The sequence below is a fragment of the Afipia sp. 1NLS2 genome, from assembly GCF_000178995.1.
Classification (GTDB): domain Bacteria; phylum Pseudomonadota; class Alphaproteobacteria; order Rhizobiales; family Xanthobacteraceae; genus Afipia.
Genome location: NZ_ADVZ01000006.1, coordinates 115,293 through 136,671, shown reverse-complemented (window position 1 = coordinate 136,671; position 21,379 = coordinate 115,293). Strand labels below are relative to the sequence as shown.

At 59.5% G+C, this 21,379-nt stretch carries 20 protein-coding genes, 1 tRNA gene and 1 pseudogene; 12 read left to right on the top strand and 10 right to left on the bottom strand.

The annotated features are described in order from the left end of the window. Window positions 1-1,014: potassium-transporting ATPase subunit KdpA (kdpA, locus tag AFIDRAFT_RS18955; RefSeq protein ID WP_009341293.1), on the bottom strand; the 1,014-nt coding region annotated here is incomplete at its 3' end. Between the two features lie 10 nt (window positions 1,015-1,024). Then, on the bottom strand, window positions 1,025-1,114 hold the full coding sequence (locus AFIDRAFT_RS18950; protein ID WP_002715533.1) for a K(+)-transporting ATPase subunit F: 90 nt from the start codon (window positions 1,112-1,114) through the stop codon (window positions 1,025-1,027). Window positions 1,115-1,494: 380 nt separating this feature from the next. Between AFIDRAFT_RS18950 and AFIDRAFT_RS18945 the strand changes: the two are divergent. Beyond that, window positions 1,495-2,613, top strand: a pseudogene (locus tag AFIDRAFT_RS18945) (tyrosine-type recombinase/integrase); the annotation flags it as partial. Between the two features lie 45 nt (window positions 2,614-2,658). Here AFIDRAFT_RS18945 and AFIDRAFT_RS20445 read toward each other — a convergent pair. Further along, window positions 2,659-2,808, bottom strand: coding sequence for a hypothetical protein (locus AFIDRAFT_RS20445; protein WP_349509557.1), 150 nt, complete (start codon window positions 2,806-2,808; stop codon window positions 2,659-2,661). 195 nt (window positions 2,809-3,003) lie between these two features. Here AFIDRAFT_RS20445 and AFIDRAFT_RS18940 point away from each other — a divergent pair, with 195 nt between their 5' ends. The 6 genes from AFIDRAFT_RS18940 to AFIDRAFT_RS18915 all read left to right on the top strand — a co-directional run bounded on the left by AFIDRAFT_RS18940 (window position 3,004) and on the right by AFIDRAFT_RS18915 (window position 8,667). Next, on the top strand, window positions 3,004-4,089 hold the full coding sequence (locus AFIDRAFT_RS18940) for a hypothetical protein (protein ID WP_156786921.1): 1,086 nt from the start codon (window positions 3,004-3,006) through the stop codon (window positions 4,087-4,089). 85 nt (window positions 4,090-4,174) lie between these two features. Beyond that, window positions 4,175-5,170, top strand: coding sequence for a hypothetical protein (locus AFIDRAFT_RS18935; protein WP_050789628.1), 996 nt, complete (start codon window positions 4,175-4,177; stop codon window positions 5,168-5,170). Between the two features lie 75 nt (window positions 5,171-5,245). After that, window positions 5,246-6,265, top strand: coding sequence for an endonuclease domain-containing protein (locus AFIDRAFT_RS18930; protein ID WP_156786920.1), 1,020 nt, complete (start codon window positions 5,246-5,248; stop codon window positions 6,263-6,265). Between the two features lie 56 nt (window positions 6,266-6,321). Next, complete coding sequence (locus AFIDRAFT_RS18925; RefSeq protein WP_156786919.1) at window positions 6,322-7,080, top strand: hypothetical protein; 759 nt, start codon at window positions 6,322-6,324, stop codon at window positions 7,078-7,080. Between the two features lie 375 nt (window positions 7,081-7,455). After that, the gene (locus AFIDRAFT_RS18920) at window positions 7,456-7,665 is read left to right on the top strand and encodes a helix-turn-helix transcriptional regulator (RefSeq protein WP_009341285.1); all 210 of its coding nucleotides are present in this window, start codon (window positions 7,456-7,458) and stop codon (window positions 7,663-7,665) included. A gap of 3 nt (window positions 7,666-7,668) precedes the next feature. After that, entirely contained in the window at window positions 7,669-8,667 is a 999-nt protein-coding gene (locus AFIDRAFT_RS18915; RefSeq protein WP_009341284.1) for a bifunctional DNA primase/polymerase, read from the top strand. A gap of 666 nt (window positions 8,668-9,333) precedes the next feature. On the opposite strand, the gene AFIDRAFT_RS18910 is transcribed toward AFIDRAFT_RS18915, so the two are convergent. The 7 genes from AFIDRAFT_RS18910 to AFIDRAFT_RS18880 all read right to left on the bottom strand — a co-directional run bounded on the left by AFIDRAFT_RS18910 (window position 9,334) and on the right by AFIDRAFT_RS18880 (window position 17,113). After that, window positions 9,334-9,711, bottom strand: coding sequence for a hypothetical protein (locus AFIDRAFT_RS18910; RefSeq protein ID WP_009341283.1), 378 nt, complete (start codon window positions 9,709-9,711; stop codon window positions 9,334-9,336). 87 nt (window positions 9,712-9,798) lie between these two features. Further along, a tRNA-Ser gene (locus AFIDRAFT_RS18905) sits at window positions 9,799-9,888 on the bottom strand. Between the two features lie 122 nt (window positions 9,889-10,010). Continuing rightward, window positions 10,011-11,483 carry a trehalose-6-phosphate synthase gene (locus AFIDRAFT_RS18900; RefSeq protein WP_009341282.1) on the bottom strand — a complete coding sequence of 491 codons (1,473 nt, stop codon included), beginning with the start codon at window positions 11,481-11,483 and terminating at the stop codon, window positions 10,011-10,013. Window positions 11,484-11,680: 197 nt separating this feature from the next. Next, the gene (gene otsB / locus AFIDRAFT_RS18895) at window positions 11,681-12,478 is read right to left on the bottom strand and encodes a trehalose-phosphatase (RefSeq protein ID WP_009341281.1); all 798 of its coding nucleotides are present in this window, start codon (window positions 12,476-12,478) and stop codon (window positions 11,681-11,683) included. 23 nt (window positions 12,479-12,501) lie between these two features. Continuing rightward, window positions 12,502-13,968, bottom strand: a complete 1,467-nt coding sequence (locus AFIDRAFT_RS18890; protein ID WP_009341280.1) for an MFS transporter — start codon at window positions 13,966-13,968, stop codon at window positions 12,502-12,504. Window positions 13,969-14,083: 115 nt separating this feature from the next. Continuing rightward, entirely contained in the window at window positions 14,084-15,649 is a 1,566-nt protein-coding gene (locus AFIDRAFT_RS18885; RefSeq protein ID WP_009341279.1) for an amidase, read from the bottom strand. A gap of 321 nt (window positions 15,650-15,970) precedes the next feature. Beyond that, a complete protein-coding gene (locus tag AFIDRAFT_RS18880) occupies window positions 15,971-17,113 on the bottom strand; it encodes an ROK family protein (protein ID WP_040298831.1) in 1,143 nt (380 codons plus the stop codon). Between the two features lie 317 nt (window positions 17,114-17,430). On the opposite strand from AFIDRAFT_RS18880, the gene rplU reads away from it, so the two are divergent. The 5 genes from rplU (at window position 17,431) to proB (ending at window position 21,340) form a co-directional block, all read left to right on the top strand. Then, on the top strand, window positions 17,431-17,952 hold the full coding sequence (gene rplU / locus AFIDRAFT_RS18875; protein ID WP_009341277.1) for a 50S ribosomal protein L21: 522 nt from the start codon (window positions 17,431-17,433) through the stop codon (window positions 17,950-17,952). A 55-nt stretch (window positions 17,953-18,007) separates the two neighbouring features. After that, window positions 18,008-18,277: a 50S ribosomal protein L27 gene (rpmA, locus tag AFIDRAFT_RS18870; protein WP_002717526.1), complete on the top strand. Its 270-nt coding sequence runs from the start codon at window positions 18,008-18,010 to the stop codon at window positions 18,275-18,277. A gap of 134 nt (window positions 18,278-18,411) precedes the next feature. Next, window positions 18,412-18,999 carry a GNAT family N-acetyltransferase gene (locus AFIDRAFT_RS18865; protein ID WP_009341276.1) on the top strand — a complete coding sequence of 196 codons (588 nt, stop codon included), beginning with the start codon at window positions 18,412-18,414 and terminating at the stop codon, window positions 18,997-18,999. 64 nt (window positions 19,000-19,063) lie between these two features. Beyond that, complete coding sequence (obgE, locus tag AFIDRAFT_RS18860; protein ID WP_009341275.1) at window positions 19,064-20,134, top strand: GTPase ObgE; 1,071 nt, start codon at window positions 19,064-19,066, stop codon at window positions 20,132-20,134. 51 nt (window positions 20,135-20,185) lie between these two features. Next, complete coding sequence (gene proB / locus AFIDRAFT_RS18855) at window positions 20,186-21,340, top strand: glutamate 5-kinase (protein ID WP_009341274.1); 1,155 nt, start codon at window positions 20,186-20,188, stop codon at window positions 21,338-21,340. Window positions 21,341-21,379 lie beyond the last annotated feature (39 nt).

The following is a 21,379-nucleotide window of genomic DNA, read 5'->3' as shown; positions in this document are numbered from 1 at the left end:
GAACAGCGCGGACGCCACGATGCCAAAGCGGACTTCCTTGCCTTCCATGTTGCCGCCCGTGAGGCCGAGCGCGTCGAGCGTCGCCGTTCCGTGCGCTTCCGCCCAATAGGCGACAGCGACGCCGGCGACGAACAGGATGCCCATGGCCGCGAAGATCGCCCAGCCTTGCTTGGTGTTGCCGACCATGCGGCCGAACACATTGGTCATCGCCGCGCCGATTGCGAGGATCAACAGCATCTGCACGAAGTTCGACAGCGCCGTGGGATTCTCGAAGGGATGCGCGGCGTTGGCGTTGAAGAAGCCGCCGCCATTTGTTCCGAGCATCTTGATTGCGACCTGCGACGCGACCGGACCGACCGCGATGGTCTGTTTCGCGCCCTCCAGCGTCGTCGCATCGACATAGGGGCCCAGCGTCTGCGGCATTCCCTGCCAGACCAGGAAAAGTGCCAACACCACGCAGGCCGGCAGCAGGACATAAAGTGTGACGCGGGTGACATCGACCCAGAAATTGCCGACGGTCTTCGCAGACGCCCGCGCAAATCCGCGAATGAGCGCCACCGCGATCGCAAGGCCCGTTGCCGCCGACAGAAAGTTCTGCTGCGTCAGGCCGAGCATCTGCACGAGATAGGACATCGTGCTTTCGCCGCCGTAATTCTGCCAGTTGGTGTTGGTGACGAAGCTGACCGCCGTGTTGAATGCCAAGTCAGGCGCAATACCGCTCATCGCGGCGGGATTGAACGGCAGCACCCCCTGCACCCGCGTCAATATATAGAGAAATACGAAACCCGCCGCGTTGAACATCAGCATGGCGACCGTATAGGTGAGCCAGTGCTGCTCGCGCGCCGCATCGATGCCGGCCACACGATAGATCGCCCGCTCGACACGCAAGAACACCGGCGACAACCATGTGCGCTCGCCATTAAAAACGCGCGTCATGTAGCCGCCGATAATCGGCGTCAGCGCAACGAGGATGGCGCAGAAGGTAATGATCTGAATCCAGCCGACAAATGTCATGGCGCGCCCCTCAGAATTTTTCCGGGCGCAGCAGCGCGTAGGTCAGGTAGATGGTCAGGCCCACGGTCACGAGGCTGGCGAGTGTGTAATCGAGTGACATGGCCACCTCACAATCCTGCGCAATAAGTGGCGTAGCCGATGGACGCAATGAAAAGGGCAAGCCCCAAAGCAACCAGGAGGATATCGAGCATGACGCTCTCCGTGATGCGGTGTTCGCCGATCATGTAGAGAGACGCAGCTAAGGAAACGATGGGAATTTGGAGGGCGGCTTATAAAGGGGAAATAAAGAACGCGAGGCACGCGGCATGGGTGCAAAAGCGAGGAAAGGCCCCACTCACCGATGAGATGCGCACATCATCGGATCATCGACCGCCGCCGGCCAGTGGCGACACAATTGATGTCCAGGTCGTAGGCGGAACAGCCTAGAGGCAGGCCAAAGCCAGCGCTCACGCGCAGGTATAAATAATATAATTTTTTCATATGCTTAGACTGGCGGAGAGAGCGTCCGCCATACTATTGTCCGGCCTCGCCCAGTGCAGTTTCACTGGACACTGTAATTCAAGCATTTTACGACATTCTCCATCCGTTGTCGTCCAACCGAATCCAGCGAAATCTAGGGTTTCGGGTGGGGAAGAAGGTGGGGGAACTGTGCCTAAGCTCGTCAACAAGCTGAGCGCCCGCAAGGTCGCAACTCTCACAAAGCCGGGTCGTCATTCGGATGGCGGCGGGTTGTATCTCAGCATTAGTCCGAGCGGTGCCGCGTCATGGGTGTTCATGTGGAAGAGGGCCGGCCGACGCCGCGAGATGGGCTTGGGGCCGCTGCGAGATGTGCCATTGCTCAAGGCCCGAGAGAAGGCTGCCAATGCTCGCCAGCTCGTCCTTGAAGGACGCGATCCCCTGGCGGCGCGCGATGCGCAACAGTCACAAGTCACGTTCGGCGAGGCAGCCGACGCTCTGATCGAAAGCATGTCTCCGTCGTGGCGAAACGAGAAGCACCGAGCGCAATGGACGATGACCCTGACGACCTATTGCCAACAGATCAGGTCGAAGCCGGTAGCAGAGATAACGACCGACGACGTCCTCATTGTTCTGGAGCCGCTCTGGCGCTCGAAACCGGAGACGGCCTCCAGGCTGCGGGGAAGAATTGAGCGCGTCCTGAGCTTCGCCAAGGCGCGTGGCATGCGTTCTGGAGAGAATCCAGCACAGTGGCGCGGACATCTTGACGCCATCTTGCCAAGGCGACCAATGTTAACGAGAGGGCATCACAAAGCTCTCCCCGTCCAGGAGGTACCCGCCTTCATGCAGCGGCTACGGCAGATGGAAGGAATAGCACCGAGAGCACTGGAGTTTGCAATTCTAACCGCGGCGCGTTCCGGCGAAGTGTTCGGCCTCGTCTGGCCTGAGCTATCGCTCGACGACCGACTTTGGGTCGTCCCGGGTCCCCGAATGAAGGGAGGTCGCGAACACCGTGTTCCGCTCACCAGCCGGGCACTCCAAATCCTGCGGGAGGTGAAACGGCTCCAGACTGAGGAGAGCCGGTTCGTCTTTCCCGGTGGGAAGCGAGGCAAGCCACTGTCAGAGACCTCATTGGAAGCCGTGCTAGAGCGGATGGACGTCGACGCGACGCCACACGGATTCCGCAGCTCATTTCGGGACTGGGCCGGCGATGCCACTGCGTTCCCGCGAGAGGTCGCGGAAGCGGCACTTGCGCACCTCGTCGGAGACAAGGCGGAACGTGCGTACAGACGTGGTGACGCCCTGGAGAAGCGCCGCAAGCTCATGGAGGCTTGGCACTCCTATTGCCAAGGTACGGCAGCGCGGCGGAACACGAGATCAGTACCGCGACGAACCTCCCCGGGCGCGCCAGCCTAACGACGGAATTGAGTGTTGGCATAGCACCGCCGTCAGACGGGACGCGAAGCCTACCGCCTCCGGCGCGCGAGGGACTGGCCGGGACAAACGCTCTGCGGCAACCGGTTGAGCCGGTGAGTGCCAGCGAAAAGAGCCCGGTCGGGTTGCAGACGACGCGCCAATTCTTGCCTTCCATCACAAACAGATTTGATGGATTGTTTTCAGATGATTTTGTTTCTTGCTTCAGTACTCGAACAACTCGATCTCGCCCTGGAGCACATCGCCAAGGGCGACGTGCATAACGCGCGCTTCGGCCTGATGCTAACCGACAACGCTGTTGAGCTGGTGTTTCATCAGATTGCCAAGGAGAAGGCGCCCGACCTGAAATCCTATTCGTTCCTGCGTGAGGAATACGCGCACCAGGACGCGCTGAACAAAGCGCTCGGCCGTAACTTCGATGCCAAGCTGAAATTCGCAAAGATCGAAGCCAGTCTGTCGGATGAGATCGCGCAAACGGTCACGATCCTGCATGGCTATCGTAACGAAGTCTATCACGTAGGCCTCCGACACGAAGCCATTTTGCCCGCGCTCTCGGCGCTCTACTTCGACACGGCGTGCGGCTATTTTGGCACCTACAAACCGCGCGGGTTGGGCTGGAGTTCAAACCAGAAGCTGCCGGAACGGGCAAAGAAGTATTTCCACGGTCACACGACATTCCCCGGTGGGTTCGATGATTTTGCTAACGGCTGCGCATTGTTACGCAAGACTTGCGATCATAATCCAAAGACCACGATCTCGGCGCTCGCCGATGAGATGGACGAAATCATTTACAAGCAGAATGTCTGCATCGATATCGTAGCGGATGGCGTATATGCGGGTCAGCAGACGACGCGCGACGAAGCGGTAGTGAGCACTCAGGCATGGCGTCTTGCATTCTCGGAGGAAGGCAAAGCGTTCGCGATGAACCATAGCTGGAGCGGCAACTGGCTCCAGCTGGTCGAATGGCTCGGGAAGAACTACCCGCACAAATTCCGGTCCGACCCTATCCCGTCATGGGAGAAGCAGGCAGCGCGGTTACGGGCAAACCAGAACCCGCACACCGCCTTGTCGAACTACCAGTCATTCATGGCCTCGACGGCAGATATCCGAGAGGCGTTGGAAGAGTCCGCCGCCGCAGCCGAGCGCGAGATTGATTCGGCGATCGATCGCGCTCGCGGTAAATAAGACCCGGCGCCTGTTCAATCTTGAGCCTCGAAATGGTATCCAAAAAAACATGACGGACCCAACAGTCACAAAATCGAAAATCTCAATGCTGGAGTTGGTTTATCTACCAATGTCCAACCAGGAGGCTGTTTGGTTTAAAGATGATCCAGAGGTAGAGCCGCTGCTTAGGGAAAGCGACTTCTACATTATCGGCGGCCGTCCAGAAGCTAAATTCATCGAATTCGAAAAGGAAGACGATGAGATTTTGACCTTTAAGTTTGCAATCGAGGGCGGCCCTTCGGACGAAGTGCGTCTCGACATACGTTCGCTTCCCGGCGTCGTCGGCAATGAGAGCCCGTTGTGGCTCGAACTTGGGCCCAAAGGCATCCGAATTTGGGACGGGCCCATAAAAGAAGAGGGATCAAAGGTTCTGGAGTGGTTCACGACGGAGAAGTTGTTATGCGATCGATCGCATGGCCGACCGGGGATCGAAGGCTTGGACCGCCATGCCGAATTCTCCATCTACGACCTTTTGTATGTTGGCATTGCCCGCACTGGAGACAGTTTCGACCGCCTCATTGCTAAGGGTCATCATGCAAGAACCGAGATTCTTGCAAATGAGCCGCAGCGCTATCCAGGAGCGCGGGTGTCGGACGAAACATATCTTTTTCTTTTCCGGGTCAATTCCCTCGTCTTGCAGACCTTTGAATTGGATCACGACTTCAGAGACGATGACTTCGAGGACAAGCTGAATCGGAAGCAGGTGGTAGCCGATGCAGAGAAGGCGTTCGTCAGTCTTCTCAAGCCCGGTTATAACAAAGTCCAGTTTGCCCAATATCCGAAAGGTGTGGACGGTCTCTATGGCGCTGGTTTCGCTCGGTACGGATACCTCATCAACGAAGACCTGACCTTCCACACTGCGCACGGTCGTGTTCGTGGGGCGCGCGACCCTGACGGAGCCATATCGAACAGCGCCGACTTTATATTCGTGAACGGCGACGACGTTAGACTCTTTATATCGGGCTTAGATTTTCCAGCTACATCGTGGCGAACGCCGAAAGGGCCGCAGCGCGAATCCGTTAGCGGAGATTCCGCGCCTTAACTTCGGGTTTGGCTTTGGATTTTGCGACGTTCGAGGTAACGTTCACGGGTGATTGAGAATAGACCCGCCTCACTGTTGGCTGACCCGGCTTACGGCATACTGCCGAAATTGCCGCTCGCTCTGGATTGGTCGTCCATCCCGGAATTGATCCGGGTCGCCACGCTCGATCTTGGCGGAATCCAGCCAGCCACAAAGGCGATGGCCGAAGCAGCGGGCGGGACATTGCACGATAAGCCCAGCGACGGAGAGGTCGAGTTATTCCAGAAGCGCGGCACAAGCTTTCAGCTCGTTTCTCTCGTCCTGAGTTGCGTGCCGGCTGGCGAGGTAGACGGTGTCCTGCAGGTCCGACCCTTCGCGATGACGCTCATCCCTGCGTCAAAACGGGAGCGGGTTCAGGAAGCGACGATTGATCTGGTCGCAAAGCTTGATGTTGACGGTTGGCTTGCGACCGAGCCGATGTACGCGGGGTACGATCCATTCTCGGGTGGATGGTCGCTTTTCGGAAATTTACCGGGCTATATGGATGGCGAACGAAAGGGCTATCTCGACGAGATGGGTATCGTGGTCGATCAGTTCTTCCTGGCGACGGAGTTAGCTGACGACGACGAAACCCTCACAATGGATATCAGGATGCCGTCCGAGCAGATGAAGGCTCGTTATGAAAAACATCGACGGAAGCTTTTCTTCACACCATTTAAACAGGTCGAAGCGCGGCGGGTCTGGGGTGCCGAGACGCCTATCGAGTTGTTTGTGATTCAGGCGCTGGCGAAGGAGAGGCTATTTCCCGCGTGCCAGATGCTTATCATGAGTGATGGGGCAACCTTTCCGTCATGGTACCATCTCTGGAACGACGTAGAGTTTCGCCATACCGACGGTCTGGTAACGGAAGCGGATTTGTTTTTCCCCGATGAACGTGTCGCTGTATTCTGCGATGGAGGCTTTCATCTACGTCCCAAACAGAAAGCGAAGGACGCTGTTGTTACCGAGAAGCTCGCGGCATTGGGCATTCGCTCCGTTCGCATCCCCGGCGATGAAATTAGGAAAGACCTGCCCAAAGCTGTCGCCCGGGTGAAAGAAGTGCTTGGGCACCAGTAAAAGGCGTTCAGAAAACGATCAAAGTTTCGACGTCGACCCCGCGTTGACATGGAGCATTGATTAATCCTGCGAGCGTGTTTAACCGGCGATTGACGATCAACAGCCCCAAGATGAAGATGTCTCAAGAGTGGTACGAAGAAGAAGAGGAAGACCTGGTCGAAATCTATAAGGTCTGGTGCAAAATGCCGTTCTGGACGGCATTCGAATCGTCGGCCTTAATTCACCAGTGCGATCCGAGCGAGCCGATCGAAATTCCTTCTGCTCAGCGGGTTGTTCACCGGCTGCGCACGCTGATCGAACGCCACTGCGGAACTGAGTTGCTAGCCGGCTCGCCGGACAAGATTTCTCCCCCCACTCTGCTCCTGTGGGCGAAACGCACGGGAGTGCGGATTAACTACCCCCTGAAAGCGTGCATCACGCGGTCGTATCCAGAAGCGCGAAAGCGCCCCGATCCTGCTTTAAGCCGAGAAGCCCTGCTCGCTCGCGTGGCCGAGCTGGAAGCGGACGTGCAAAAGCTCGCAGACGATCCCCCGCCAAACTTCAAGGAACGACAATCGCTGATGAAGCTCGTCCTGGGAATGGCCGTTGCAGGTTATGGCTACAATCCGCGAGCCCCGAGAAACCCGGCCACCGGGGAGATAATCAACGACCTGCGGATAAAGGAAGTCCCGACAGTCGACCAGGGCACTCTGTTGAGGTGTCTAAGAACGGCCATGGAGGAACTCGATTGGCCGCCACCAGAAGAAGATGGCGGCCAATCAAAAGTCAGCCCGGCGAAACCGCCAAGCAGAAAACGTCCTCAAGCCGGTCGATGAGGTCCGGCACAAGGTGCGCGGCTAGATGGATGCACGTATCTGAACCCGGTTCATCACCCTGCTGTCGAACAACCACAGTGCCCGCCGTGGAGATATAAACCGCGATTGCATTCTGTTTTCTGACCGAGACCAACTCATCGTTAGCCGTCCAATCAAAGTTCTCTGCCACGTCAAACTCCCTTCCTTAATGGTGAAGGCCAAGCTGTTTCACAACGCTCTCCAGAGTTGGGCGATTTGAGATGGCACCAATCCGAAATCGGCTTGCAAAGCCGCGGAAGTTCTCCGAAATCGGACAGCGGTTATCCGAGTTCGTCCAAGGCGATCGGCACCTGATCAATAAAGCACCTCCTTCTCATCAGAGCATTGAGGTGTCCCTTGAACTCGCACTATTCGAATGACCGGCTACTGCGCCTTTCCGCGGTCCTCGCTCCGGCCGGTCCGATCCCCGTCAGCAAGTCGACCTGGTGGGCCGGCGTGAAGTCGGGCCGCTTCCCCAAGCCAATCAAGCTAGGGCCACGCATCACGGCCTGGCGCTCTGAGGAAATCCAAGCGCTCGTCGCCACCGGCTTCACCCGTGAGCCGTAAGTCATGGAGATGGGTGTCTTCGGGAAGTGGCAGCCGGAATATGCTGCCCGCGGGCTTCCGACATTCCCGGTGAAGATCACAGCTAACGAAAAGCGACCGGCGATCCGCGGATACATGAAGGTCGGAAGCTTGGCGAGCAAAAAACTGGCAAAGCAATTCGCCGATGCGAGCGCATTTGGTCTGGTCTGCGGCCGCGTCACCGGCCTGACGGTCCTAGATGTTGACTCCAAAGACGAGCAAGTCCTCGCCGATGCCTTGGCTCGTCACGGCGAGACTCCGTTCGTTGTCCGCACCGGCTCAGGTAACTTCCAAGCGTGGTATCGCCACCGAGGCGAGAAGCGCCAAGTTCGGCCGTGGGGAAAGGACCTTCCGATCGATCAGCTCGGTGACGGGTACGTTGTCGCGCCACCGTCGAAAGGCACGCGCATGGCATATGAGATCGTTCATGGCACACTCGACGATCTGCCCGACCTGCCCTTCATGCAGAACGCCTGGAGGTCCGGCGATCAAGCGCGGCCCAGGACCGCACATGAGGGCGAACGAAACAAGGCGCTCTGGTGGCATTGCATGCACGACGCCCACGACTGCGATACGTTTGACGACCTTCTCGACGTGGCACGGACGTTCAACGAGGATTCCTGTATCCCACCTCTGGAGGATGAGGAGGTGGTCCGGGTGGCGAGGTCCGCTTGGAAGTACACCATGGACGGCACCAACCGCATCGGACGACACGGTGCTTGGCTCAGCGAAGCAACTCTCGATGGAATGGTGAAGGATCCTTACTTAACTGCGCTTATAGCGTGGCTGCAGGCCAAGAATGGGCCGGATGCTCAGTTCTGGGTCGCCGACGGGTTGAACCCGAGTATGTTTGATTGGCCACGCCGTCAATTTCAGCGAGCCCGTCGGAATGCCGTGCGAACGGGCTGGATCGTACCTCTTACGAAACCCAAGCCCGGTGAGCCGGTTGAATATCGTTGGGGTGATGCCAGGAAGCAGAGGTGAGAAGGAGACGCCTACCAACATCGGTAGGCTATCCTCTATGGTACACTTCCCTATGGGTACCAGCGTCCACCCCCGCACTAGGATTTAGTACAGCTCCATCCGAGAGAACATTCCCCGACGGTCCAACCACTCACACACGCAGCATGCAAGGAAGCGATCGCTCGTCCCAACCCCCGACCATGTCAGCCGGCGCTGCCAAAATGGTATTTTTCGGCCAATTTTTTAGATTTTTGTTTTCCTAAAAAGCGCCTGCGACACAAGGGGTTTCTCTCACTTTCGGCGGAAAAATCGAAATTCCCCTTTTATAGGGGTGGCAACTTGCCCCTGACCGCGAGCTGCGATCGATTGCTACTCGGGGCGCAAGATGGTTTCTGTGACGTGGTGTGCTCATGAATCCGCCATTCGCAAAGAAATATGATCGCGCCAACAAAGTGCAGCAGGCGATCCTTGGCGACTACGAGATTGGCCAGGGCAGGCAGAAAGTGAAGTCCAGTTTACTGTTCTTCGCAAGATAGCTCGCCGGTCGAAAATGAGCCTTTTGGAGATTCGTGCCCAAAAGCCTCCCGCCAGACCGCCGGCATGTTGCAATAAAAAATGGACCAAGCACACCCGGTCCACATACCACAACCAAAGCGAGCTAATCTTCAAATGTTGATCGAAGGTGGATTACGCTGTCCAGGTGGTGCCGTCGCTAGTCTTGAGACCGTCCCACATGTGGTCGGCGACCGCCATTGACCATTCGAGGTTCTGGCTCTGACTCGCCGCTTCGGTCGCAATCTTTTTAAGAGTGTCTATCGTGACGTGAGGAGCAATCATCCTTCCAAGTTCACGGATGCCTTGCCTCAGCCCTTGGCCGACTGGGTCCGATTTCCATCGTTTCAAGAAATTGTCGAGGTCGGGCTGGTAACCCACCTGAAAGTCGATCGTGGTCCCTAAATCAGCTGGATCAATCTTGATCTCATCGCGATGGGCATCGATGACTTGGAACATCCTAGCCAGAGCCAGGACAACAATCTGGCGCTGTTCCTCCGTAATAGTCTGCATGCTGGCCTCGGGTGGGGAATGCGGTGGGGTGATATAAGCCTACATATCGAAATTTACTTGTAATTTCAAGGTATTAATCGCAATTACTGGCGGAGAGAGCGGGATTCGAACCCGCGATACGGTTTCCCGTATACACACTTTCCAGGCGTGCGCCTTCAACCACTCGGCCACCTCTCCGTGGCGCCTGTCATGAAGGCGTCGGCCGGATTTTGCAAGCAGGCAGGCCCCTTCCCGCTCACATTTTTGAGGAATAGCGAGATTTTTCAGGGCGATGGGGCGAAAACAGCCCAGCCGCCGTTTCAGTGCAGGGCGGTGCTCGCCTGCCACTGCAGCACCGCGCCACCCCGCCCGAGCGTTTCGCGCCCGGCCCGCGGCGCCTCTGGTGCGGGTTGGGTGATGTCACGTGTGCTTTCCAGAGTGGCGATGAAGGATTCGAACCAGTGCTGGATGTTGCCAGCCCGCAGCTTCGTCATCATCGCTTCCCAGCGCAGCCGCCGTTCCGGCGCGGGCATCGCCAGCGCCATGCCGATGGTGCGCGCCATGCCGTCGATGTCATGCGGGTTGACTATCAGCGCGGTGGTCAGTTCGTTCGCAGCGCCGGCGAATTTCGACAGCACCAGCACGCCCGGATCGGCTGGGTTCTGCGCGGCGACATATTCCTTGGCGACGAGGTTCATGCCGTCGTACAGCGGCGTCACCACCCCGACATGCGCCGAGCGGTAGAAGCCCGCCAGCGTCGTCTGGCTGAATCCCTTGTTGAGATAGCGGATCGGCGTCCAGTCCACCTCGCCGTGACGACCGTTGACGTCGCTGACGAGTTGCGCGAGATCGCACTGAAGATTGCCATAGGCCTCAATCGACCCGCGCGACGGATTGGCGATCTGCAGCAGTGAAACCGTGCGCTTCAGCGACGGCTGGGTTTCGAACAGGCGATCGAAGGCGCGGATGCGGTTCAAGAGTCCCTTGGAGTAATCCAGCCGGTCGACGCCGATCGCAAGACGCTCACCATGCAGGCTCTTGCGCAACCGTGACACGTCGGGATGCGAGATGGCGCGCATCGCCTGCGCGGTGAAGCCCTCGACATCGATGCCGATCGGGAACGCGGCGAGCCGCGTCAGCCCGAAATGCGAGCGCACCATGCCGTTCTTGACCGTGTAGCCCAGTTCCAGAGTGAGGTAGCCCGCGAAATTCTCGCAATCCTCATCGGTCTGGAAACCGATCAGGTCATAGGCGAGCATCGTCTCGATCAGCTCGCGATGATGCGGCACGCCCGACATGACATTGTGCGGCGCCCAGGGCGTGTGGAGGAAAAATCCGATCGGATTTTTCACATCGAGTTTGCGCAATTCCGCGCCCAGCGCGAGGAAATGATAATCCTGCACCCAGAAAGTCACGTCGGGTTTCTGGAAGCGCAGCAGCGCGCGGGCCATGAACGCATTGACCTCGCGATAGGAGTCATAATCGTCCTGGGAAACGCGGATCAGATCGGAACGCGAATGCAGCGCAGGCCACAACGCCGAATTGGCGAAGCCTTCGTAATAGCCGCCGTAATGCGCGGCCGGCAGATCGAGCAGGGCCAGCGCGCCGCGGCCCAACGATTCAATTTGCGCGAAAGGTTCCCGCTGTTGTCCGTCGCGGACACGACCGCTGGACCCTACCCAGATCGCACCGGATTTTTCCACCACCGGCAACAATGCTGCCGCGAGGCCTCCCGTCATCGGCTCGTTCGGCTTCGCCCGAGCCACGCGGTTGGATATGACCACCAATGTCACAGGGAACACTCCGTTTGACGCACAGATAAACGTCTGTTCATCAATATGGTTCCTAAGTGCTGCTTTGTGGATTTGACGGCAAGACTGTGGCAAGCGCCGATGGAACTCTCGAAAGAGCCTTGAGAGTGGGAGGATTTCGCATCTGTTTCAATCTTGACTTGCCGAAAAAATTCCGGCCGGAAATTTCTAAAGAAATTTTAATCTGCCACTGAATCGTCAAGCAGGCTCGCGAGCCAGTGCCTGACATCCGCAGGCATTGCAAAAAAACCATCGACGCCATGCGCATGACGACTGACGGAGAATGAAACGCCTTTTAAATCCGGCATGATCGCAAAAACGCTTTCATCGGTGATATCGTCGCCGATGAAAATCGGACGCCTGCCCGCGAACGGTTCGTGCTTGAGCAGTTCCTTCACACCGGTCGCCTTGCTGATGCCGGAATTCTTGATCTCGCACACTGATTTCCCCGGCAGCACGTCGATCGGCGCTTCCGGCAGGTCCGCGCGAATGGCCGCAACCGCATCATAAATCGCGCGTTCCCAATTCGGCGCCTGGCGATAATGCAGCGCGATTGAATAGCCCTTGTCCTCGACGATGATGCGCGGATCGAGGTGGCCGATCGCGGCAAAGCGCTTCTTCAGATCCTTGTCCATCGGCGGCGCGTGCACAGCATCGGCTTCGCTGTCGACCGACATCCGCATCTCCGCACCGTGACCGCCTACGGCAGGCAACAGCATCGGGTTGAAAATACGGTCAATATCGGCAAGCGAGCGGCCGCTCACCAGAGCGAGCGCACCGTCGGTCCGCATATGCAGTCCGCTCAATGCTTCCGCGAGGCCCGGTGGAACCACGACCGCGCCCGGCGTCGGCGCAAGATCGAGCAACGTGCCGTCGATGTCGAGCAGAAAAGCGCAGTCCTCGAGCAAAGGCGAGAACACCGGATGATCCGAATCCGGATAGGAGGGCAATAAAGCGCGAGTTTCAATCTTCGTCATCATTCACTCCGCAACGACTCAATCTATTCTGCGATAGCCAGTGGCCGCGCAACAGTTTCGAGCGGTTTGCGCTCGGCGTCGATGCCGAACCGCCATGCGACAACAGCGGCAACGATCATCAATAATGAGCCGAAAAGATAGCCTGCAAATACGCTGGCGCGCGAGCCGGTATCGACCAGCGCGCCGAGCAGAGACGGCCCGGCGACGCCGCCGATCGCGGTGCCAATCGCATAGAACAGCGCGATCGCCAACGCACGCACCTCCAGCGGAAAGGTTTCGCTCACCGTCAGATACGCGGCACTCGCCGCCGGCGAGGCGAAGAAGAACACCACCATCCAGCACAATGTCTGTTGCGTGGCAGTCAGCGCGCCGATTGAAAACAGATAGCCGGTAACGATCAGGAGAATGCCCGAGATCGCATAGGTGAAGGCGATCATCCTGCGGCGGCCGAGCGTATCGAACAGCCGCCCCAGCAACAGCGGGCCGAGAAAATTTCCAGCGGCGAACGGCAGAATGTACCAGCCGACATGATCCGCCGGAATATGGAAGAAATCCGTCAGCACCAGCGCGAAGGTGAAGAAGATCGCGTTGTAGAAGAACGCTTGCGCCGCCATCAGCACGAGACCGACCAGCGCGCGGGGGCGATAAGTGACGAACAGCGTGTGCGCGACTTCGCGCAGCGGCGTGTGATCGCGCATCCGCAGCCTGATCGCGGGCAATTCCCCGTCATGCTCCCGCGCAGGCCGCGCATGGCGTTCGATCTCCTGCACGATCCGCTCCGCTTCCTGCGGGCGACCGTGCACCATCAGCCAGCGCGGGCTTTCGGGAATCCAGAACCGCATCACGAACACCACGAGGCCCAGGATCGCGCCGATCAGAAACGCGAACCGCCAGCCGATGTCGGGATCAATTACGGCCGGATCGAGCAGCACGATCGCGCCCACCGCGCCGAGCGCCGCGCCGAGCCAGAAGCTGCCGTTGACGACGAGATCCGTCCAGCCGCGATAGCGCGCGGGCACCAATTCCTGAATGGTCGAATTGATCGCGGTGTATTCACCGCCGATACCCGCGCCGGTGAGAAAACGGAACGTGGCATAGCTTGCGATATTCCACGACAGAGCCGTGGCCGCCGTGGCGAGCAGATAAAGCGCCAGCGTGATGAAGAACAGCCTCCGCCGTCCGATGCGGTCGGTGAGCCAGCCGAAGCCGAGTGCGCCAAGCACCGCGCCCGCAAGATAGGCGCTGGATGCCAGACCGATATCGAGATTGCTGAACTGCAGCGTCTGCGATTGCTTCAACGCACCGGCCAAAGAGCCCGCCAGCGTCACCTCGAGGCCATCGAGAATCCAGGTGATACCGAGAGCTGCGATGACGCGGGTATGAAACGGACTCCATAACAGCGCATCGAGCCGCGCAGGAATATTCGTCGCCACGACGGGAGCGCCGCTGACGGCCTCCCATATTTGAAGAGAAATATCAGAGCCTGACATCGCCAATGGATTGGAGAATTTGAAGGAAGCCGGAAAAGCAATCGGAAGGCCAAAGCCTTCCGATTTTTAGCAACCTGTCAGGAATAACAAAGCAAGCGGCCGAGAGTTCCCCTCACTAGGACGGAAGGGTTCCCGCGAAGATCGGCGGATGCTTCTTGTGGAAGTCGGTCGCCTGCTCGTAGGCGTAAGCCATCCGCAACAGCGCCGCCTCGCTGAAATGATCGCCGACGATCTGGAGTCCGATCGGCAACCCTTGCGGATCGAATCCGCACGGCACCACCGCTGAAGGCAGCGCCGTATAGCTGAATGGAATCGTGAACTGCCGTCCGCGCCCGTAATCCTGCGCCGACGCTTTCAACAACGGTGCAGTGGTCGGAAGCGCGGGCGTAAGCAGCGCATCGACATGATTGAACACCTTCTTCACCTCCGCGATGATCGCAGGGCGTTCGTTCATGGTCTTCTCGTAATCTTCCTTCGACACTTTCGAGCCGGCCGCGATATTGTTCGTCACGATCGGGCCGTACAGATCGGCGGCGTTCGGCGTGTTGCGGTATTTGTCGCCGAGAATCTGGTTGAACTCGTAGAGCAGAATATTGGTGAACAGCTTGTTGTAGTCGAGCTGCCCCTCCAGCGGCTTGATTTCGACTTCGACGATCTTGGCGCCAAGACTCTTGAGCTTCTCCGCCGCCTTCGCCACCGCGTCAGCCACCGGCTTATCGACGTCCTTATAGGTGTAGTTCTTCACCGTCGCGAAGGTCATGCCCTTCACACCGTCCTTGATGCCCTTGGTGTAGGACGAGGTGCGCTGCGCCAGCGCCGAATGCTTATCCAGCGGATCGAACCCTGCCATTGCGTCGAGCAGCAAGCCGAGATCGAAGACATTGCGCGCGAGCGGGCCCGCGCAATCGAGACTGTAGGCGCGCGGGAAAAGCCCGTGCAGGCTGACGAGACCGTAGGTCGGGCGGATGCCCGCGATGCCGCACCAACTCGCCGGAACGCGGATCGATCCACCGGTGTCGCTCGACGTACCCCCGAAGCCGATGCCTGCGGCCAGCGCCGCGCCGTTGCCGCTCGATGAGCCGCCGGGCGAGCGATCCAGCGCCCATGGGTTATGGCAATCGCCGAAATAGGCGTTCGTGCCCGACACGCCTGCCGCGAATTCATTCATGTTGGTCTTGCCGAGCACCACGACACCGGCTTCGAGCAGATGATGAACCGAGGTCGCATCTTCCGTCGACTGGCGATCGACGAAGGCCTTCGAGCCCACTGTCGTCTTGGTGCCCGCCATGTCGTAAAGATCCTTCACCAGGATCGGAATGCCGTGCAGCGGCCCGCGATCCTTGCCCTGCTTGAGTTCGGCGTCGCGCTCCGCCGCCGTCTTCAGCGCCATATCCTTCAATTGCGAAATGAACATGTTCAGCTTCGGCTGATACATTTCGATGTAATGGAAATAGGCTTTCGTCAGATCGACGCAGGACAGCGAACCATCCCGCATCCGCTTGCCGGCTTCGCTGATCGACATCGGCATCGCGGAGCTCGCTTTCGCTGCGAAAGCATGGCCCGGCATCACCGCCGCCGCGAGCGTCGAGGCCCCCGCAATCGCAAAGTCGCGCCGCGTCAATCCCGACTTGTCATTCTCGCCTTCGTTCTTGCCGCAAGATTCAACATCAACCCTAGTCATGGACGATTCCTCTCGACGACCTTGTTGTTCATGGCGCGTCGGTCGAAATCACGCCATGCGAAGAAGCGTTGTTCTAACCAGTGCAGAGCGCGACGGCGTTCGATGCGATATTTTAAAATCAAGAAACGCCTCGCGGGCAACACGCTAGATCGGCGCGGCAGCAAGTCAATCGCGCAGCGCGCAAAGGCCGCGATTTCTCCATCACTTCGTTGAAATCGGTGAGAGGAATTTTCAGTATTCGAAACGAGTTCGAAAAATTCTCATAAAGCGGAATGGTGAATTGCAGGTGTCGAGCGAGAAACGCGCTCGCACCATTTCCCATCAGGATTTCTTTTTGTCTTTGTCCTTCTCTTTGCCTCCGTTCTTGTCGCCATTCTTTTTGTCGCCGTTCTTCTTCTCGGCGCTCTTTTTATCGTTGCGCATGGTGAAACGCGCATTGCCGAGCCCGGTGCCGATGGTGAGGATGCCCCAGCGCTTGTAATCCTGCATGAACGGGATTTCGCTCAGGCCCTGCGCAACGCCATCATTGTGCATCAGCACCACGGTGTCGTGATCGCCGATCGTTGGAATTTCCTCCACCAGAATCGCAGGCAGATTGAAGCGGCTGCTTTCCCAGTTGCCTGGCAGATTCTGGGCGCCCTTCTCGATCGCGCCGTCGGCGTCGATCACGCCAGGACACGACACGCCGATGAACGGCGCAAGCTTCAAGCCTTCGGCTCCCGCCTTCGCGATAAGATCCTTGAGCATCTTCACGAGCTTCTTCACTGCGCTTTCGCGCGTCGGCTCATCGTCGGCATGACGCCACAACTCGAACGCCCACACCCGCGCCTTGGCCAGATCGGGCGCTTTCTTCTGCAACGTCTCGACCACGCCGCAGCGGATGTTGCTGCCGCCGATATCGACGGCGAGAAGGCTGTCGTAGCCTTCAAAAATCCATGACGGTGCCAGATGCGCGCAGCCGATCAGCCCCGCCTCGTCCGGATCGAACCGGATCGGCACCATCTGCACCTTCAATCCTTCGGCCTTGAGAATGATGTCGGTGCGCGCGATGGCGAGTTCGCCGATCCGGCTTTGCCGGAAGCCGCCGCCGACCACGATGGCCTCGGTCTTCTCCCACGCCTTGCTTTTGAGAAAGCGGCGGGTGACGAAAGCAAGCTCCTGCGCGAATTCCTCGATCGCGCTGTGTAGCACCGCCGCAGCCTCGATATCGTCGCCGACCAGAATCTCGTCGAGCTTCTTCTTGCCGAGGTCTTCGGAGGACTTGCCGCCCAATGGGTCGTCGCCGCTCTTCTTTAATGGCTTCCGCCACGCCTCCAGAATGTCCTGAAAAGCTCCCTTGCTGGCGCGGTCACCCAGAAAGCCGTCCTCGTCCTTCAATTCAATATTGTAGCTGTCGACCTCGACGGACGGCAGCCGGGAGGCGCCATGGTTGCCGATGCCGACCGTGCGGTTCTCTTCCGACATATGATGAGGTGCCCCTGCTCCGGATGTGCCGGGGTCAATGGCGGGGAAACCCAATAGTTGCATCGCCGGAAGCCCCCAAAATGCCCGGAATCGGCTGATTTTCCTTCGATTTTGGCCGATTTGGCGGGCCGATTGCCTTGACTCGGGGGCTTTCGCGGCTATAAGTCACCCACCCGGCGCGGAGGATTTCGCGCCGTTTGTTTTTGCTCGTGCGCGGCCTGTCTGCGCCTGCATCGACAAGTGAACCCATAACGACTGAACAAGAAGCCGGCCCGGACCTGTCCGAGCGCCGGGATCGAACACGAAGGAATAAAACGATGTTCGCAGTCATCAAAACGGGCGGCCGGCAGTTCCGGGTCGTTCCGAATGATGTGCTTGAGATTGGCAAGATCGCCGGCGAAGTCGGCTCGATCGTGCAGCTTGGTGAAGTTCTGGTGGTCGGCGGCGACACGCCGGTGCTCGGCAGCCCGCTTGTGGCGGGTGCGTCGGTCGCGGCGGAGGTGCTCGACCACAAGCGCGGCCCGAAGGTCATCGCCTTCAAGAAGCGCCGCCGCAAGAATTCGAAGCGCAAGCGCGGCTACCGTGACGAGATCACCGTGATCCGCGTCACCGAGATCCTGACCGACGGCAAGGCGCCTTCGATCGGACCGCGCCCGAAGAAGGAAAAGAAGGTCGAGGCAGCCGTCACCGAGGGCGACGCTCCGGCCAAGACCGCCAAGAAGGCGCCGGCCAAGAAGGCCGCAGCCAAGCCGGCGGCGAAGAAGGCGGCTCCGAAGGCCGCGCCTAAGAAGGCCCCTGCCAAAAAGGCGGCCCCGAAGGCGAAAAGCGACAAAAAGTGAGATGATTCCGTTACGGAATCGGGTTAGACACTGAGACGAATTCTGGAGACGAGCCATGGCTCACAAAAAAGCAGGCGGTTCATCGCGCAACGGACGTGACTCGGCTGGCAAGCGCCTTGGCATCAAGGCGTTCGGCGGCGAGATCGTGATTCCGGGCAACATTATTGCGCGCCAGCGCGGCACGACCTGGCATCCGGGTGCGAATGTCGGCATGGGCACCGACCACACCCTCTTCGCCAAGGCCGAAGGCCGCGTGGAATTCCGCGCCAAAGCCAACGGCCGTACCTTCGTCTCCGTAGTCCCGGTGGCGGAAGCGGCTGAATAGACGGCAGAAAATCACGTTCTGCCGGTCCTCGTTGAACCGGCGGAGCGCGTAAAGGCTCTCAAGGGGAGACGGGAAACCGGCCTCCCCTTTCACTTTTCCGGCCGCTGGGGAACGGCCTGCAAAAGGAGCGAGCCATGTTACAGGAACATCCCATCAAGCCTTTGCGGGAGCTGAGAACCGTCGTCCTCGAGACGGCACGTCTGGTTCTGCGCCAGCCGACCCTCGCGGACGTAAAAGCCATTGCGCGCATCGTCGCCGACAAGCGCGTGGCCATGAATCTTCGTCGCGTGCCGCACCCCTATACACTGGATGATGCCGCGCGGTTCGTTTCGTCCGTCGTTGCAGCCGATGGCATGACATTTCTGATCGAGCACAAGGGCGCGGCCATAGGCCTTGCGAGCCTGACATGGGAACGGCAGGACGCCCCCGAGCTCGGCTATTGTTTCGCCGTGGAGCATTGGGGCAAGGGTTTCGGCACCGAGGCCGCCCGCGCGCTGATCGATTTCGCGTTCGAGGAGTTCGCCATCGACGAGGTCCGCTCCGGGGCTCGCGTGGTGAATCCGGCCTCGCGCCATGTGCTGGAGAAGTGCGGCTTCCAATGGACCGGCGTCGAATTACATCGCTTCCTGGCGCTCGGCTCCTCCACCCCGGTGGACCGTTTCCGGCTGGAACGCACGGTGTGGTCGTCGCTCCGGAACTGGGGCACGGCACGGCGATATTAACGAGACCTTGTAACGGGCATGTCCGGCGGTTGTCGGGCGTGCCTGTTCGCGTTACGGGTAGGCCATGAAATTCCTCGACGAAGCCAAGGTCTACATCCGCTCCGGCGACGGAGGAAACGGCTGCGTCGCGTTCCGCCGCGAGAAGTTTATCGAGTATGGCGGACCGAACGGCGGCAATGGCGGCCGCGGCGGCGACGTCATCATCGAGGCGGTCGACGGCCTCAACACCCTGATCGACTATCGCTACCAGCAGCACTTCAAGGCGCAGAAGGGCGGCCACGGCATGGGCTCCGACCGCCATGGCGCGGGCGGCAAGGACATCGTGCTGAAGGTGCCGGTCGGCACGCAGGTGTTCGACGAGGATCGCGAAACGCTGCTGCATGACTTCACCAAGCTCGGCGAGAAATTCGTCATCGCCGAAGGCGGCAACGGCGGCTTCGGCAACGCGCATTTCAAAAGCTCCACCAATCGCGCGCCGCGCCACGCCAATCCCGGTCAGCCCGGCGAGGAACGCTGGATCTGGCTGCGCATGAAGCTGATTGCGGACGCGGGATTGGTTGGCCTGCCGAACGCGGGCAAATCGACCTTCCTCTCCGTCGTCAGCGCCGCAAAGCCGAAGATCGCGGATTATCCGTTCACCACGCTGCATCCGCAGCTCGGCGTCGTGCACGTCGACGGCCGCGAGTTCGTGCTCGCCGACATTCCCGGCCTGATCGAAGGCGCGCATGAAGGCACCGGCCTCGGTGACCGCTTTCTCGGCCATGTCGAGCGCTGCCGCGTGTTGCTCCATCTGGTCGATGCGACCTGTGAGCACGCCGGTAAGGCCTACAAGACCGTGCGCAACGAGCTTGCCGCCTATGAGCACGACCTCACCAGCAAGGTCGAGGTCGTCGCGCTGAACAAGATCGATGCAGTGACGCCCGAACACCTGAAAGAGCAGAAGGCGCGGCTGAAGCGCGCGGCGAAACAGACGCCGATGCTGCTCTCCGGTGTGACCCGCGAGGGCGTTCCGGAAGTTCTGCGCGCACTCGCCGATGTCATCAGCGAAGCACCGGTTTCCGCCAAGGCGAAGGGCGAGCCGACAGAGAATGAGACGCCGCCACCAGCGCCGAGCTGGTCGCCGCTGTCGAGTTGAACCCTGTTTTCCTCCACTTTTTAAAAATGTTCTTTCATGTCGCGTTCACAGATGCATCCCCGGCTGAATGATTTTCGCCGCATCGTCATCAAGGTCGGCTCATCGCTGCTGATCGATTCTGCTGCTGGCGAAGTGAAAAGTGCGTGGCTCGCAGCCTTGGCCGACGATATCGCGAAACTTCATCGCGCGGGCAAGGATGTGCTCGTTGTTTCGTCCGGCTCGATCGCGCTCGGCCGCTCGCGCCTGAAGCTGCCGTCCGGCTCGCTGAAACTGGAGGAAAGCCAGGCTGCCGCCGCCGTCGGCCAGATCGCACTGGCACGCATCTGGGCCAAGGTGCTCGATCATCACGGCATCGGCGCGGGGCAAATTCTCGTCACGCTGCAGGACACCGAGGAACGCCGCCGCTACCTGAACGCCCGCTCCACCATCTCCAAACTTCTCGAATGGCGCGCGGTGCCGGTCATCAACGAGAACGACACTGTCGCGACCAGCGAAATCCGCTACGGCGACAACGACCGCCTCGCCGCGCGCGTCGCCACCATGACCAGCGCCGATCTCTTGATCCTGCTCTCCGACATCGACGGGCTTTACACAGCTCCGCCCGGCGCCAACCCGAACGCGAAACTCATTCCGGTTGTCGACTCCGTTACCGCCGACATCGAGGCGATGGCGGGTGCGGCCGAATCCGAACTCTCGCGCGGTGGCATGCGCACCAAGATCGAGGCGGCAAAGATCGCTACTTCAGCAGGCACCCATATGCTGATCGCCTCCGGCAAGATCGAACATCCGCTGCAGGCCGTCGCCGACGGCGGCAAATGCACGTGGTTTCTCACGCCCGCCAATCCGGTCACCGCACGCAAGCGCTGGATCGCGGGATCGTTGGAGCCGAAGGGCGTGCTGGTGATCGACGCAGGCGCGGTGAAGGCGCTGCACGCCGGGCGCAGCCTCCTCGCCGCAGGCGTCACCCGCATCGAGGGCGCATTCGCGCGCGGCGATGCCGTGGTGGTGCGCGGTCCCGAGGGCCACGAGATCGGCCGTGGACTGGTCGCCTACGGCGCGGACAATGCCGAGCGCATTAAGGGCAAATCCTCGGCGGAAGCCTCCAAAATTCTAGGCCTTACCGGTCGCCCTGAAATGATCCACCGCGACGACCTCGTCGTCTCGCACCGGCATGACCGCGAGGCAGACGAGGCGGCGAACCCATGAAACTGGGCCTGCTCGGCCATTGGCCGAGTAGCGGCAAGC